The 15,627-nt window shown below is 69.5% G+C and carries 13 protein-coding genes; 12 read left to right on the top strand and 1 reads right to left on the bottom strand.

The genetic code is table 11. The annotated features are described in order from the left end of the window. Window positions 1-3 precede the first annotated feature (3 nt). The 11 genes from AB0N75_RS14100 to AB0N75_RS14050 all read left to right on the top strand — a co-directional run bounded on the left by AB0N75_RS14100 (window position 4) and on the right by AB0N75_RS14050 (window position 14,028). Window positions 4-1,356, top strand: a complete 1,353-nt coding sequence (locus tag AB0N75_RS14100; RefSeq protein ID WP_364650979.1) for a DUF58 domain-containing protein — start codon at window positions 4-6, stop codon at window positions 1,354-1,356. Further along, entirely contained in the window at window positions 1,353-3,887 is a 2,535-nt protein-coding gene (locus AB0N75_RS14095) for a transglutaminaseTgpA domain-containing protein (RefSeq protein ID WP_364650976.1), read from the top strand. Before AB0N75_RS14100 ends, AB0N75_RS14095 begins: the two co-directional genes overlap by 4 nt. Beyond that, complete coding sequence (locus AB0N75_RS14090; RefSeq protein ID WP_364650973.1) at window positions 3,872-5,116, top strand: RDD family protein; 1,245 nt, start codon at window positions 3,872-3,874, stop codon at window positions 5,114-5,116. Before AB0N75_RS14095 ends, AB0N75_RS14090 begins: the two co-directional genes overlap by 16 nt. Continuing rightward, entirely contained in the window at window positions 5,113-5,952 is an 840-nt protein-coding gene (locus tag AB0N75_RS14085) for a protein phosphatase 2C domain-containing protein (RefSeq protein ID WP_364650970.1), read from the top strand. The genes AB0N75_RS14090 and AB0N75_RS14085 overlap by 4 nt, the downstream gene beginning before the upstream one ends. Continuing rightward, window positions 5,949-7,487 carry an FHA domain-containing protein gene (locus tag AB0N75_RS14080; RefSeq protein ID WP_364650967.1) on the top strand — a complete coding sequence of 513 codons (1,539 nt, stop codon included), beginning with the start codon at window positions 5,949-5,951 and terminating at the stop codon, window positions 7,485-7,487. The genes AB0N75_RS14085 and AB0N75_RS14080 overlap by 4 nt, the downstream gene beginning before the upstream one ends. Then, a complete protein-coding gene (locus tag AB0N75_RS14075) occupies window positions 7,484-9,001 on the top strand; it encodes a serine/threonine-protein kinase (protein WP_364650964.1) in 1,518 nt (505 codons plus the stop codon). Before AB0N75_RS14080 ends, AB0N75_RS14075 begins: the two co-directional genes overlap by 4 nt. Before the next feature lie 95 nt (window positions 9,002-9,096). Then, entirely contained in the window at window positions 9,097-9,798 is a 702-nt protein-coding gene (locus AB0N75_RS14070; RefSeq protein ID WP_364650961.1) for a hypothetical protein, read from the top strand. A gap of 70 nt (window positions 9,799-9,868) precedes the next feature. Next, a complete protein-coding gene (gene ligA, locus AB0N75_RS14065) occupies window positions 9,869-12,043 on the top strand; it encodes an NAD-dependent DNA ligase LigA (protein WP_364650958.1) in 2,175 nt (724 codons plus the stop codon). Further along, window positions 12,040-12,528 carry a DUF2087 domain-containing protein gene (locus AB0N75_RS14060; protein ID WP_364650955.1) on the top strand — a complete coding sequence of 163 codons (489 nt, stop codon included), beginning with the start codon at window positions 12,040-12,042 and terminating at the stop codon, window positions 12,526-12,528. The genes ligA and AB0N75_RS14060 overlap by 4 nt, the downstream gene beginning before the upstream one ends. 118 nt (window positions 12,529-12,646) lie before the next feature. Next, window positions 12,647-13,423, top strand: coding sequence for a hypothetical protein (locus AB0N75_RS14055; protein WP_364650952.1), 777 nt, complete (start codon window positions 12,647-12,649; stop codon window positions 13,421-13,423). A 107-nt stretch (window positions 13,424-13,530) separates the two neighbouring features. Continuing rightward, window positions 13,531-14,028: a GNAT family N-acetyltransferase gene (locus AB0N75_RS14050; RefSeq protein ID WP_364651277.1), complete on the top strand. Its 498-nt coding sequence runs from the start codon at window positions 13,531-13,533 to the stop codon at window positions 14,026-14,028. Window positions 14,029-14,066: 38 nt separating this feature from the next. Here AB0N75_RS14050 and AB0N75_RS14045 read toward each other — a convergent pair whose 3' ends face one another. Then, on the bottom strand, window positions 14,067-15,155 hold the full coding sequence (locus AB0N75_RS14045) for a metallophosphoesterase (RefSeq protein WP_364650949.1): 1,089 nt from the start codon (window positions 15,153-15,155) through the stop codon (window positions 14,067-14,069). Between the two features lie 167 nt (window positions 15,156-15,322). Here AB0N75_RS14045 and gatC point away from each other — a divergent pair, with 167 nt between their 5' ends. Then, entirely contained in the window at window positions 15,323-15,619 is a 297-nt protein-coding gene (gene gatC, locus AB0N75_RS14040) for an Asp-tRNA(Asn)/Glu-tRNA(Gln) amidotransferase subunit GatC (protein WP_127511844.1), read from the top strand. Window positions 15,620-15,627: the final 8 nt, after the last annotated feature.

The raw sequence follows: 15,627 nt of genomic DNA, 5'->3' as shown, positions 1-15,627 counted from the left end.
TGTATGACGGAGACGGAGACTCAGCGGGACACAGGGCAGACCCGAAGGCTCGGCGGCCTCAGCGAAACAATCCGCAAGGCAGCCCCGGACAGGTCCAGCTTGCTGCATCCGGCCTCGCTGGCTACCGAAGCAGCATCGCTCACCCAGCAATACCTGCAGCCGGGCTGGCAGCGGGCGAAGAATGTCGCCGAGCGCTACCTGCGGCCGGTACTGGAAACGGTCAGTCCACTCGGCTGGGTGATGGCCGGCAGCACGCTGCTGCTGCTGGTGCTCGGAGCCGCCTTCGGCTGGCAGGAAGCCAAGATCGCGGCGCTGATGGGACTGTTCCTGCTGCTGCTGGCCATCGGTTTTGTCCTCGGCCGTTCTTCCTACGGGGTTGAATTAGATCTGGCACGCACAAGGGTTGCCGTCGGCGACCGGGCCGTGGGCAGCGTGGCCGTGACGAACACCGCGGACAAGCCGTTGTTGCCTGCTGCGCTTGAGCTTCCGGTGGGAGCGGCCACGGCGGTGTTCCAGCTGCCGCGGATGAAGGCCGGTCAGGTGCACGAGGACCTGTTCACCATCCCCACGCAGCGCCGCGCCGTCATCGTGGTCGGCCCGGTCCGCTCTGTGCGACAGGATCCGCTGGGCCTGCTGCGCCGCCAAATGATGTGGACCGAGCCGACCGATCTGTTCGTGCATCCGCGCACCACGGCCCTGGGCAGCTCGGCCTCCGGCTTCATCCGCGACCTCGAGGGCCTGCCCACCAAGGAACTGGCCAGCGCCGATGTCTCCTTCCACGCGCTGCGCGATTATGTGCCCGGCGATGACCGCCGGTACATCCACTGGAAGACGACGGCGCGAACCAATTCGCTGATGGTGCGCCAGTTCGAGGAAACCCGCCGCGCGCACTTGGCCGTCGCGGTCTCCACCAATACCGAGGAATACAGCTCGGAGGAAGACTTCGAGCTGGCCGTCTCCGTGGCCGCCTCCATTGGACTGCAGGCCATCCGCGAGCAGCGCAACCTGAGCGTGCTGACCCAGCGGGGCCCGCTGCGCAGCGAAACCGGCCGCATCCTGCTGGATGAAATGACCCGGATCGAAGGCAAGCCGCAGCGGTCCACCGCGGTGGAATTGGCCCGCGGTACCGCCGAGGCCGTGCCCAACGCGTCCGTGATGTTCCTGGTCGTCGGAGACCGGGTCACGGCCACCCAGCTGCGCCAGGCATCGTCCGCTGTACCCGCCGGCATCCGTGCCTTCGCCATCCGCTGCGGCGGCGGACTCGAGGCCGCCCGGGCGACCATCGGCGACCTGTCCGTGTTGTCGCTGCCCAGCCTTGACGACCTGGCCATCGTGCTTCGGAAGGCCGCCGCATGAACGGCGGCTCAAACGCTCCGCAACCGGACCGGCAGCCGACCCGCGCGCGCCGTAGGGCCGGGGACGGAAAGAACGACGCCGGGCGGCCCGCCGCGCGTCGGCGGCGTCCGCAGACCGCCGGGGGACTGGCAGCCTGGCTGCCGCGGCCGGGACGCCAGCTGGCCATCGACGCCGCCGTCCTGGTGCTGCTGCTCGGCCTGGGATTGGCCGGCTTCCACCACGTTTTTGGCGGCAACGGACGTTACCTGACCGCGGGTTTCGGCGGCATCGTCGTCGGACTGCTGCTGTCCCTGGCCTCCGCCCGCTACCGCCTGGGCCTGTTGTCCACGGCCACCGCCGGGCTGGGCGCCTACCTGCTGTTCGGCAGCGCCTTCGCCGCGCCCACCGCAGCCATCGGTGGTGTGCTGCCGTCGCTGGAGTCCCTGCGCACCCTGCTGACCGGCTTCGTTTTCGCGTGGAAGGACATCCTCACCGTTGCCCCGCCGGTGGGAGTCACCGGCGGCATGCTGGTAGTGCCGTTCCTCGGCGCGTTGGCCTCGGCCCTGCTGGCGGGCACCTTGGCATGGCGCGTCCGCAGACCGTACTGGCCGCTGCTGCCGGTGCTGGCGTTTTTCCTGCTCGGCATCGCCTTTGGCACCGACGTCCCGGCGCTGCCGGTGCTGCGCGGCGTGCTGCTGGTTGCGGTATCGGCGGCCTGGCTGGCGTGGCACCGCCACCTGGCCCGCGGCGATGCGTCCGCCGGCGTGGCGGCCAGCCCGGCGTTGGCTGATCCCGCCGCGCACCGGGCGGGGCTGCGGCGCAGGCTGGGTCTGGGCGCCGGCATGCTGGCCGGCGCGGTGATCTTGACGGCGCTGGCCGGCCCCGCGCTCACGGCGCGGGGCGACCGCGAGGTGCTGCGCGACGTCGTCGTACCCCCGGTCAATCTCTATGACTACCCAAGCCCGCTGATGGATTTCCGCGGCTACGTGAAGGATCGGCCCGACGAGACGCTGTTCACCGTGGCCGGGCTGCCGGAGGGCCAGCGGGTGCGGTTGGCCGCGCTGGATACCTTTGACGGCACCGTGTATAACGTCAACCCGGAAAGCGGCGGCAACTTCACACCGGTGGGCGACGCCGGATCGCTGGGCCCGGTGAGCGGCGACAACGCGCGGCTGGACATCCGGATCGAGGATTACAACGGCGTCTGGCTGCCGGCCGGCGGGCGGATCAACGGCATGGCGTTCGACGGCGACCGGGCCGGCGAGCTGGGCGGCTCGTTGTTCTACAACGACGACTCGAAGACCGCGCTGACCACTCGCTACCTGCAATCGGGCGACGGCTACTCGGTGGAGACCACGTTCCTGGGCCGGTGGGAAGACGCCCAGCTGGCGCAGTACGACTTCGCGTCCGTCCGCCTGCCGGAACCGGTCCGGGTGCCGGACATCATTGCGGCCAAGGCCAACGAGTTCGTGGGCGAAGCGACGGTGCCGATCGAACAGGTCCGCCAGCTGGAGCGGAACCTGCACGAGAACGGTTTCTTCAGCAACGGCAAGGAAGACGAGGCCCGCAGCCTCTCCGGGCATCACGCCGGGCGGATGATCCAACTGCTGGATGCCGAACAGATGATTGGCGACGACGAGCAGTACGCCGTCGCGATGGCGCTGATGTCCCGGCACCTGGGCATCCCGGCGCGGGTGGTGATGGGCTTCTACCCGGATCCGCAGGACGGCCGCTCCGGCTCCGGGCCGGTGCAGATCAAGGGCGAGGACGTGCACGTCTGGGTGGAGGTGGCCTTTGAACATGCCGGGTGGGTCGCGTTCGATCCCACGCCGGACGAGGACAACGAGCCGACTCCGCCGCAGCAGGAGCCCAAATCCACGCCGAAGCCGCAGGTCCTGCAGCCGCCGCCCCCGCCGCAGGAACCAGCCGAATTGCCGCCGGACACTGCCCCGGAACCGCAGGACGCCGAGCAGCAGGACAAGTCGTTCTGGGACCAGTGGGGCTGGCTCTTCGCCGCGGCGGGGCTGGCCGCCATTCCGCTGGCAGTGTTGCTGGCGCCGCTGTTGCTGATCGCCTGGCTGAAGCTGCGCCGACGCAAGCGGCGGTCCAGCGAAGGCCTGCCCAGCCAGCGGGTGGGCGGCGGCTGGCGCGAAGTGATCTCGCTGGCCACCGACATGGGGGCGCGGGCGGCCGCCAATGCCACCCGGCGTGAGCACGCGTCCGCCTTGGCGGAGCAATTCCCGACGACGGCGGCGGGCACCACGCTGCTGGCGCGGCGGGCCGACGCCGCGATCTTCGGGGCCGCCGAGCCCACGGAGGTCCAGGTGCAGCAGTATTGGGACCATGTGGACCAGTCGCTGGCGGAGATGAAGGGCTCGCTGGGTTTCTGGCAGCGGCAGCGGGCCAAATACTCGCCGCGCTCGCTGCTGGCCGACGCCAGGCGGCGGCTCGCGCAGCGTGGCCGCGCACCGGCCGCGGCTAGAATCCGTACAGTAGACTCACAGGCCGGACGGTCGGAACAAGGCGGGAGCAGCACGTGGCAGCAAGACTGAATCTGGTCAGCGCCTCGGCCGGAAAACGGCTCGGGGCGTGGCTGATCGACAAGATTCCGCCGGCCGTCCTGATGCTGGCCGCCTACGCCGCCAGCGTCCCCGCAGTGCTGCAGGCCGCGGCCTCCGGCAGCGCCTCCGCGGCCGGCTCGGCGGTGGGCGGACTGTTCCTCTGGCTCGGACTGGCATCGCTGCTGTCGCTGGCCTATACCGTGTGGCTGTGGGGTTGGGAAGCGACCACCGGCAAGACTCCCGGCAACCTGGTGCTGGGTCTGCGCACCGCCAACGAGGACGGCCATGCTGCCGGCTGGGGCGCCATCTTCCTGCGCGGCCTGATCATCGCCGTCGGCTCTCTGGTGCTGGCAGTGGGCGCCATGGTGGTGGTGGTCTCCAACCTGTGGGACCGGAACCACAAGCGGCAGGGCTGGCACGACAAGGTGGCCAAAACCTTGGTGCTGGATGTGGCGCAGGGCCGCGACCCGCTGACCACCGGCGGACTGTACGGGCCCGCGGCCTTTGCACCTGAGGGCACCGATGCGCACGCCGGCTTTGCCGAGGCCGCCCCGCACGGACACCATTCACACGGGGGCTCCCCGGTGGAGGCAGCCCCGCAGCCTTCCGGCGTCATTTCCGCGATCCCGGGTTTCGGCCCGGATGCGGCACCGGCACCGGTTGCTTCGCCAATTGCCCGTGCGGCTCCTGCCATCGCTGTGCCGCCGCCCGCACCGGTGCCCGGCGACGTGGACAGCCGGGAGGCCGCCCCGTCGTACGCCCTGGCCATGGCGGGACCGGCAGCGGCAGGCACAGCGGCGGTGGGCGCTGCTGCGGAAGGTGTCAACGCGGACGAACATCCAGATGAGGAGTTCGCCGCCACCTTGGTCCGAGCGTCCGGCACGCAGGCGGGCCCATTCACTCTTACCTTCGACGACGGGCGCGATGTGGTACTCGAAACGACGGCCCTGATCGGGCGCAACCCGGCCGCAGCCGCCGGCGAAGACATCGACCAACTGATCGACTTCGCGGACATGGGACGCTCGGTGTCCAAGACCCACGTGCTGTTGCGCGCGGACGGCGCCACCGTGTGGGTCACCGACCGGAACTCCACCAACGGCACCGCCGTGACCGGCGCCGACGGCATCCGCCGGCAGCTGGCCCCGGGCGAACCCGTGGCAGCGGCTCCCGGTGCCACCGTGGAGTTCGGCGACCGCAGCTTCACCATCGGAGCGGCATGAGCGCGGCATCGGGCGCCGGGGCCCTCCGGCTCAACGTCGGCGCCGGCTCCGACCGCGGACTGCGGCGGATGCTGAACGAGGATGCGTATCTGGCCGACGGCACCATGTTCGTGGTGGCCGACGGGATGGGCGGGCATGAGGCCGGGGAAGTGGCCAGCCGCATTTGCGTGGAAACGATGCGCGACTACGTGGCCAGCCACGAGCTGGGCGCGCACGAGCTCGAACAGCTGATTGCCCGGGCGGACGCGCGGATCAGAGCCGCGGCGGCGTCCCGGGCGGGGACCACGGTGTCCGGCGCGGCGCTGGTCTCCGAACGCGGCGTGCCTTACTGGCTGGTGTTCAATGTGGGCGATTCCCGCACCTACCGGCTCCACAATGGCAGGCTCGAACAGATCAGCGTGGACCACTCCGAGGTGCAGGAACTGCTGGAGGCCGGACGGATCACCGCCCAGGAGGCGCTGGTGCATCCGCGCCGGCATGTTGTCACCCGGGCGCTGGGCACCGGCGAAGACAACCAGCCGGATTTTTGGATGGTGCCGGTGGAACCGGGGGACAGGATCATGATCTGTTCCGACGGGCTGACCTCGGAGGTCAGCAATGACCACATCTACACCATCCTCACCTCGCTGTCCCGGCCGCAGGACGCGGTCGATTCGCTGATCCAGGCGGCCTTGCGTTCGGGCGGACGGGACAATATCACCGTGGTGGTGATCGACGCCGGCGGCCTCCAGGGCGACCCGGAGGACGCCTCGACCGCGCCGCGGCAGGAGGATACGACGACGCTGCCCCGGCTGGCGGCGCCCGGAGAGCAGGCCCCGGAGGAGGATGACCGGTGACGGGCCAGACGTACAGCCCGGGGAGTTGGATCGGCCTGGTTAGCGGCGGCACCGCCGTGCTTCTGGAACCGGGTGCCGCCGATGATTTGGTGCAGCAGCTCTGGCAGGCGCTGGAGTCCGGCGCCACCCTCGAGTCGTTGCTGGGCACCGTCGTTACCGGCTGCGGCGCGAATCTGTCCGCCATGCCCCAATTCGGCATCGTCTCCACCACCGACGGCATCCACGCGGTGCTCCGCGGAGACGTGGTGGTGTCCGCGGATTCGGACGGTCGGGAACTGAGCGGGCACGGAGTCTCCAGCTGGACCGAAGGGCGGCTGGCCTCCGACAGCGTGAGAGTTGCGGCCGGATCCGGTGGGCCCGGTTCGGCAGACCAGCAGGGACCGTGGCTGCCGCTGCGCGCCGGCGCCGTGCAGCTGGGAACGCTTCGGCTGGGCGCGGTTCCCGTTGGGGCACCGGAGCCTGAGGGACAGGTTGCTTCCGCTGCCCGGGCTGTCGGCGTCAGCGCTGCCGCGGCACCGGCGCGGCGCACCGAAACCGTCAATTCGGCGCGGCAGAGCGAAGCCGTCGAACCGGCGCGCCCTCCTGCCGTGCCCGGGGTGTCCGAAAACTTGGAACTGACCGGCATCTACGTGCCGGAGGATGAGCACGACGACGACGCTCCCGCCGCGGGCGATCCAGTCTCCGCGGACGAGGAGCCGGCCGGCGGCCAGACCGAACCGGACGCCGGGGCGGCCGTTGACGACCTGGACCAAACTGTTGTCCATGCCGCCGCGCAACGGGCCAATTTGCCCACTGCACCGCAGCAGCAGTCCGCCGCCCGGGGGCGCGCCGCCGTCGCACCGAATGTTCCGGCGGGCCGGACAGCCGGGAAGCCTGCCCAACCGGCGGACCTGATCGACGCCGTGCCCTGGCTGACGCGTTCCGCTTCCGCGGGTGCCGCGGCACCGGCGGCCCCGGAACCGCAGCCTGCCGGGTTCGAGGAGGGCGACCATGACGGGCAGACGCTGATGCGCAGCGACCTGCCCGATGTTCCGACCGCGCCCGCGGCCGCCGTCCCGGCGCCGGCGCCGAGCACCGCGCCGGTGGTGCTGGCCCGGATGTGCCCGGCCGGCCACGCCAACCCACCGACCAGTTCCGCCTGCGCCCTCTGCGGTGCTTCGCTGGACGAGGACGCCCAGGAGGTGCAACGGCCGGTACTCGGGCGGATGCGGGTCTCCACCGGCGACGTGGTGGAACTGGACCGGCCGGTCATTGTGGGGCGGCAGCCTTCGGCCAACCGGGTCCAGGGCAGCGTGATGCCGCGGCTGGTTCCGGTGCACAGCACCAGCGGGGATATCTCGCGTTCGCACGTGGAAGTCAGGCTGGAAGGCTGGCATGTGATCCTGGCGGACCTGAAGTCCACCAACGGCACGGTGCTGCTGCGCGGCCGGCAGGCTCCGCGGCGGCTGGGCCATGGAGAAGCGGTCATGCTGCTGGACGGCGACATCGCTGACCTGGGCGACGGAATTTCGCTGCGCTTCGAGGACCTTCCGTGAGCGTGAAGCGTCCGCCCGCGCCGCCGCCGAACATCGACGGTTACCGGTATGTCCGGCTGCTTGGCTCGGGCGGCTTCTCCGACGTCTATCTTTACGAACAGGACCGGCCCAAGCGCCGGGTGGCCGTCAAGGTGCTGCTGTCCGGGCTGAGGACCGAGGATGCGCGCCGCCGCTTCGAATCCGAGGCGAATCTGATGGCGCAGCTGTCCACGCACCCGTTCATCGTCACGATTTACGAGGCCAACCTCACCGCCGACGGACATTCCTACCTGGCGATGGAGTACTGCTCGCGGCCCAGCTTGGAAACGCGCTACCGCCAAGGGCCGCTGGGCGTGGACGAGGTCCTGACCCTGGGCATCCAGGTGGCCTCCGCCGTGGAAACCGCACACCGGGCGGGAATCGCGCACCGCGACATCAAACCGGCCAACATCCTGGTCACCGACTACAGCCGGCCGGCACTGACCGACTTCGGCATCTCCTCCAGCACCGACGCCGCAGACAGCGACGCCGGCATGTCCATTCCGTGGTCGCCGCCGGAAGCCTTCAAGGGCGACGCCGGCAACGGCACCCGCAGCGATATCTGGGCCTTGGGCGCCACGGTTTACACGCTGCTGGCCGGGCGCTCCCCATTCATGCAGCCCGGCGGCAGCAACTCGCAGCGCGAGCTGATGGACCGCATTGCCCATGCACCGCTGCCGCCGCTGCGCCGTGCCGATGTGCCGGCCTCGCTGGAACTGGCCCTGGCCACCGCGATGGCCAAGTCCCCGGGCTCGCGGTTCAAATCCGCGCACGCCTTCGCGCTGTCCCTGCAGCGGGTCCAGGCCGAACTGAACCTGTCGGTCACCCCGTTCGAAGTGCTGGAGGACGCGCCCACCGCGGGCGAGGGCGACCCCGACGACGGCGAAGCGACCCGGGTCCGCGGGATCGTCTCGATTGACCCCACCGCGGCGCCGCCCGCGGCCGGGTCCGTCTTCCCGGAGCGCACCGAGCGGCTGCCCGCACGGCCGGACGAACGGCGCCTGGAACTGGAGCCGGACGTCTCCACCGTCCTGAGGGACTCGGAGCAAGACCAGTGGACGGATTCCGGCGCCGGCGCTCGCCGCCCTCTCTGGGCCTGGGCGGCCGGGGCGCTTGCCGCAGTGGCCGTAGCTGCCGGCGCCATCTTTGTGCTGAACGGGCCGGCGCCCGAGGCCGCCGAGCCCGATGCGCCGGTCAGCCGGGCGCCGGCCAATGCGTTGGAAGGCCTGTCCGGCAACGTGGTGCCGCCGGAGGACCTGGACGGCCGGGTCCAGGGAAGCGAAGCCGTCTTCAGCTGGACCAATCCGGACCCGCGCGACGACGACTTGTTCATCTGGACGCCCGTCACCGCACTGGGCCAGGGCGAGCCTGAACGCACCGGCGAACCCAAGGCGGCGTTGCCGCTGGCGGAAAACGACCGGACCTGCATCGAAGTCGTGGTGGTACGGGCGAACGGCCGGGCCTCGGATCCGGTCCGCGGCTGCGCCGACGAATAGCCACGTGCCCGCTGGAATAGAGTAGGAAGGCGGGTGCATGAAACGATCAACTCGCGTCGACCCGTTCGGGCAACACAACATACAGGGGGCTTCCGGTGGCGGATGTGAGCATTGAGTTCTGCGGGGAGTGGTATGAGCCCAAAGACGATGACGTGTTCACCATTGGGCGCGAGGGCGATCTGGAGATCGACGATAATCCGTACCTGCACCGCAAGTTCCTCCAGATCGCGCACTACGACGAGATCTGGTGGCTGGCCAACGTCGGCTCCCTGATCTCCGCCACCGTGGCCGATTCCACCGGCGGCATGCAGGCATGGTTGGCGCCAGGCGCACGGATCCCGCTGGTCTTCAGCCTGACGAATATCGTCTTCACCGCCGGACCGACTACCTACGAGCTGTCCGTCCACGTCAAGACCCCGTCTTTCCGGCAGGAACACCGGGACACGGACGCGGTGGGGGAGACCACCATCGGCCCGGTGATCTTCACCGACTCGCAAAAGGCGCTGATCCTGGCCCTGGCCGAGCCGATGCTCAAGCGCGACGGCACCGGGCTGAGTTCGATTCCGTCGTCGTCGCAGGCAGCCGCACGGCTGGGCTGGCCGCTGACCAAGTTCAACCGCAAGCTGGACAACGTCTGCGACAAGTTGGACCGGGTGGGCGTCGCCGGGCTGCGCGGCGGCGGCGGCAAGCTCGCCACCAACCGGCGTGCACGACTGGTCGAGCACGCTGTGACCTCCCATCTGGTCACTGCGGCTGACCTGCCGCTGCTCGACGAGCAGTTGGATGCCGAGGACTGAACGCAACGTGCCCCGCCCGCCGGGCACCGCCGTCGTCGCCTGATCTTGGCGCCTGGGGCAAGATAGTCAGGTGAGCACAGTTGAAACACCCGCCAGCGAAATCCCGAGCGACGAGATCCGGGACGAATACGAGCAGCTGACCGAGAACGTCCGCAAATACCGCTACGCGTACTACAACGAGGACGCCCCGCTGGTCTCGGATGCCGAGTTCGACGCGCTGTACCGCCGGCTGGAAGAAATCGAGGCGCTGCATCCGGAACTGGTGGCCAACGACTCGCCCACCCAGGAAGTCGGCGGCGAGGTCTCCGCGGCCTTCGCCCCGGTGGAGCACCTGCAGCGGATGTATTCGCTGGAGGACGTCTTCTCGCTGGACGAGCTGAAGGCCTGGGTGGACCGTGCCACCGCCTCCGTGGCGAATCTGGGCAACGGCAGGAAACTGCGCTGGCTCAGCGAAGTGAAGATCGACGGACTGGCGGTGAACCTGCTCTACCGCAACGGCGAACTGGTCCGTGCCGCCACCCGCGGCGACGGCACCACCGGCGAAGACATTACCCACAATGTGCTGACCATTGGGGACATTCCGCGCAAGCTCACCGGCAGCAACTTTCCGGCCGAAGTGGAAATCCGCGGCGAAATCTTCATCCCCACCAAAGACTTCCTGGCCCTGAACGAACGGATGGTTGAGGCCGGCAAGGCGCCGTTCGCCAACCCGCGCAACTCCGCGGCCGGCTCGCTGCGCCAGAAGGACCCGAAGGTGACGGCGGAGCGGCCGCTGCACATGTTCGTGCACGGGATCGGTGCCCGCGAAGGCCTGGACGCGGAAAGCCAATCGGACACCTACGGCCTGCTGAGCGGCTGGGGGCTGCCCACCAGTCCCTACTTCAAAGTGGTGGACAGCTTGGACGACGTGCTCGCCTTCATCGAGCACTACGGCGAGCACCGCCACGACCTGCTGCACGAAATCGACGGCATTGTGGTCAAGGTGGACGATTTCGGCCTGCAACGCGCGCTCGGCCACACCTCGCGTGTGCCGCGCTGGTCCGTGGCCTACAAGTACCCGCCGGAAGAGGTCCACACCAAACTGCTGGACATCCGCGTGAACGTGGGCCGCACCGGACGGGTCACTCCCTACGGCGTGATGGAACCGGTGAAGGTCGCCGGCTCCACCGTGGAGATGGCCACCCTGCACAACCAGGACGTGGTCAAGGCCAAGGGCGTGAAGATCGGCGACATCGTGGTGCTGCGCAAGGCCGGCGACGTGATCCCGGAGATCGTCGGCCCGGTGATGGCGCTGCGTGAGGCACAGGAACCGCCGGTCCGCGACTTCGTCATGCCCACCGACTGCCCCTCCTGCGGCACGCCGCTTGCCCCCGGCAAGGAGGGCGACGTCGATCTGCGCTGCCCGAACGCCGAGTCCTGCCCGGCTCAGCTGACCGAACGGGTGGCGCACCTGGCCGGCCGCGGGGCCTTCGACATCGAGGCGCTGGGCTACGAGGCGGCGCTGGCGCTGACCCGCCCGGCCGAACCCGAGCAGGCTCCGCTCGCCAACGAGGCAGGGATCTTCAGCCTCAAGCCCGAGGACCTGGCAGACGTGCGGATCCTCCGCGAGAAGAAGACCAAGGGCGTGCCAACCGGCGAGATGGAGTTGGTGCCCTACTTCTATACGAAGGGCACCCCGAAGAAGCCCTCGGTCCCCACGGCCAACACCAAGAAGCTTTTCGAGGAACTCCAGAAAGCCAAAGCCCAGCCGCTCTGGCGCGTGCTGGTCGCGTTGTCCATCCGGCATGTCGGGCCCACCGCCTCGCGTGCCCTGGCCACCGCCTTCGGATCGATGGAGGCCATCCGGGCCGCCAGCGAGGAACAGTTGGCGCACGTGGACGGCGTCGGGCCCACCATCGCGGCCGCCTTGAAGGAGTGGTTCGCGGTGGACTGGCATGGCGAGATCGTCGATGCGTGGGCCGCGGCCGGCGTGCGGATGGCCGACGAGGTGGACGAGAGCACGCCGCGCACGCTGGAGGGGATGACCGTGGTGGTGACCGGCACATTGCCCAACTTCAGCCGCGACGAGGCCAAGGAAGCGATCATCATCCGCGGCGGCAAGGCGTCCGGATCCGTCTCGAAGAACACCAGCTACGTGGTGGCCGGCGAGAACGCCGGCACCAAACTGGACAAGGCCGAATCCCTGGGCCTGACCGTTCTGGACGAGGACGGCTTCCGCCGATTGCTGGAAACCGGCGCGCCATGACGGCGGAGCAGCCTGCCGAGACCAGCTGGCAGCAAATCCTCTCCACCCTCGCCAGCCATCGGCTGCGTGGACTCTACGCGGCCCTGGTGCTGGGCCAGCGGCCCGAGATGACCGCCAAGGAACGGCAGAAGCTGCTCGCCTCCGGTTTGGTGAGGGACGACGGCGGTGCCCTCGCCGTTGCTCCGGACGTCTTCAAGGCGGCGCTGGCGGCGGCACGGACGCCAGAGCCGACCGGACCGGAACGCTTCCTGGCCGGCGGCCTGGTGGTGCTGCCGCACCGCGCGGCCGACCGGCTGGAACTGCTGGGCTACCTCCGCGACAGCGTCATCGCGGCCGGGGAAACGATGGCCGAAAAGGAACTGAACGCCAGGCTGGCCGAGTTCACTACCGACGTGCCGATGCTCCGGCGCGCCATGGTGGACTACGGTTTCCTGATCCGCGAGCCGGACGGCAGCGCCTACCGCCGGGGACCCGCCAACGGGTAACCCGGGACAGTTCCGGTCCGGAGCCTGGTCGGCGCCGGCGTGCGCCGCCCGGGCAGAACCGGAAGCGTGGGCGTGACTCGCGTCACCGGCCATGGGAGCATGGACGTGTGGAGCGGCCATGAACGAGTTCTTCGCCGATGGTTTTCCCTGGTGGTTCATCTGGGTAGGCTTCGCCGTGGTCTCCGGCATGGGCCAGCACGCCAAGCGAGCCAGGCGCCAGCAGGCCAGGAACCGGGCGGGTGGCCAGCGCCGCGACAGTGCATGGTCGGAGGCGGCCCGGCGCGAGGCGGACCGACGGCATGCCGCCGCTGCCGCCCACCAGCAGCGGCTTCGTGATACCGAGAAACTGATGGCGGACCATCACGCGGTCAACGTCCGCTGGCTGGACTATGAGCTGGACGTAGCGAAACTGATCGACTACCCGATGATGTCAGATGTGCGTGAACCGCTCACCGTGGCATTCCTGCGCGCCAAGCGGACCGCAGACGGGCTGCTCCCGGTCACCGCGGCGGAAATCTCCACCGACGAGCGGCTGCGCGAATACCGCGAGGCGGTGCGCGCCTTTGAGGTGGCCTTCGACATCGCCGAACGCGAGGCCCGCCGGATCCGGGACCAGCACTTCAGCGGGCCCGAACGGCTGCGGCTGAACACCGCCCGCCGGCTGCTGACCATCGCGGTGGACCGGGCCGCCACACCGGCCGAGCGGCAGCTGGCCTACAGCCGGGCACGCAAGGAGCTGGACGGACTCTTGGCCCTGCCCGCCGAGGCACTGGCAGCCCTGCAGCGGCAGGTCAATCCCGAATTGCTGCCGCTGCCTGACCCGCCGGCGGGGCCGCGGCGCGGCGACCGGCCCGAGCAGCGGCCCGGGCACATCTCCGACCCGCAGCCGGGCTGAACCGGGACGGACGGCCGCATTGGCGCACACCGCCCGCGGTGCGCGAAACTGGTAAGGCACGCACCGCCGTCGTGCTTCCCCCTTTCCGCGAGGACCCGCCCCAGCACATGCACATCACCATCCGCCCTGCCACCGCAGCTGATTACGACGACGTAGCGCGCCTGACGCGCGAGGCCTACCTGGCCGCGGGCCATTTTCCGGCCGCCGACCACCCGTACCTGGTCCACGTCTCCGACGTGGCCCACCGGGCCGCGCGGGCCGAGGTGTGGGTGGCCGAGCGCGGTGGGCAAGTCGCCGGCGCGGTGACGCTGGCCCGGGCCGGCGGCGAGTACGCGGACATTGCCCGGGAGGGTGAGCTGGAGTTCCGGATGCTGGCGGTCGATCCGGGGCTGCAGCGCTCCGGCGTTGGGAGGGCGCTGGTGGAGGCGATCGTGGCCCATGCCCGCACCCTGGAGGGGATTGACGCGGTCAGCCTGACCACCGGCAGCGACTGGACCGCGGCCCACCGGCTGTATGAATCACTGGGATTCGACCGCGTGCCGGAGCGGGATTGGCCGGTGCCAGGCACGGATATCCGGCTGCTGGTCTTCGTCAAGGGGCTGTAGCCCGCCGCAGCGCCGCCCGCGGCGGGCACGGTGCGCGCTCAGCGCCGATGCAGCGTGAAGGAGTCGGCGAAATTCCCGCCGCCGGCACGGACGAACTCGGCCCGGAGCGCGTCACCGGTCACCCGGATCTTCAGGAACCCATGCGTGGGGTCCTCGTTCTTCCCGGAGTAGGCGGCGAAGTACCGCGCCTCGACGTCCGAGGCGTTGACGTCGCGCAGCGGCCGTCCACCGGTGCCGACGGTCGCGAAGACCGTTCCGGAACCGGACACGAAGTCGGAATCGGTGTCGGCAATGCAAGCTGCGGCACTGTGGGCGGGCAGCAGCGACGGACAGCCAGGGCCAAGAGAGAGTTGGTGCGTGCGCTGGTAGAGATGTTCGTGGCCGTGAAGCACCAGATCCACCTTTCTGTCCAGCAGCAGATTCGTCACGGCCGGGCCCGGCTCGCAGTCGTAGCGGCCCATTGTCTGGCAGGGCAGGTGCGAGGCAACCACCACCCACGGAATGCCCGCGTCACGGGCGGAGTCTATGGCGGTGGCCGTCCAGTCGTAGTGCTCGTTTCCGGGCACGTAGTCCCAGCGGCCCGAATCGGCAAAATCCAAGCCCGGCGAAATCATGATCAGCCGCAGCACCGGATCCCGCTGCGGGAGATCGACGAACCATTGGCGGCCGTAGACGCCGTGAGCGCCGGGCAAACGCGGAGGCAGGCAGGCCGCGAAGGCATCGATGGAACCGTTCCGGCCGTCGCTTTCGTGGTTACCGGAGAGCAACTGCAGGGGAATATCCGGCCCCAAGTGGTCGGCGACGAAGCTGCACCACGCCGATTCTTTACCGGGGCTTCCATAAGACAGGTCCCCGAGCGCCAGGCCAAACTGTGCCTTGCTGCCCGCCATCGCGTCCAGCACCTCCGCGGCCGCCTGTCCGTCGCCGAAATCTCCGGCCGCCGCGAATTCCACTGCCGTGCCGGAGGGATCTGCCTGAGTGGCCGGAGCCGAGGCGGTCGCCGGCTGGCTCGCCGTGCCGCCGCCGGTGGCCGGCGGCGTGGCAGCGGGTGAGCTTGGCGGCAGGCTGCTGCAGGACGAGAGCAGCAGGACGGCCAGGGCTGCTGCTGCCAGTTGAGCCGGACGCATTGGGCCTCCTCGCCGTGGATGGGGCGAAAGTCTAAGCACTGGGCAGACGGCAGTCAACGTGGTCACAAGTCCCCGCGGTCCGGATCGCCCCCGCCGTCTTGGCGACTCCGGACCTTCCCGCGCCGGTAGACTGAACAGGAAAAGCAATCCATCCGCGTAGGAGACTCATGTCTGAGATCAATCGTGCGGCGGTGGCGCATCTGGCGCGCCTGGCCCACATTGAGATGACCGCCGAAGAACTGGACAAGATGGCCGGAGAACTCGACGTTATTGTCGATTCGATCAAGTCCGTCCAGGAAGTTGCCCGGCCCGAGGTACCGGCGACCTCACATCCGATCCCGCTGACCAACGTGTTCCGCGAGGACGTCGTGGGCGAGACCCTGAGCCAGGAACTGGCACTGGCGAACGCGCCGGACGCGGCCGACGGCCGGTTCAAGGTTCCGGCGATCCTGGACGAGGAGTAAGAGGCACC

The sequence above is a fragment of the Arthrobacter sp. NPDC089319 genome, from assembly GCF_040684925.1.
In the GTDB taxonomy this organism is placed as follows: Bacteria; Actinomycetota; Actinomycetes; order Actinomycetales; family Micrococcaceae; genus Crystallibacter.
This window is presented reverse-complemented; position numbering and strand designations above follow the sequence as displayed.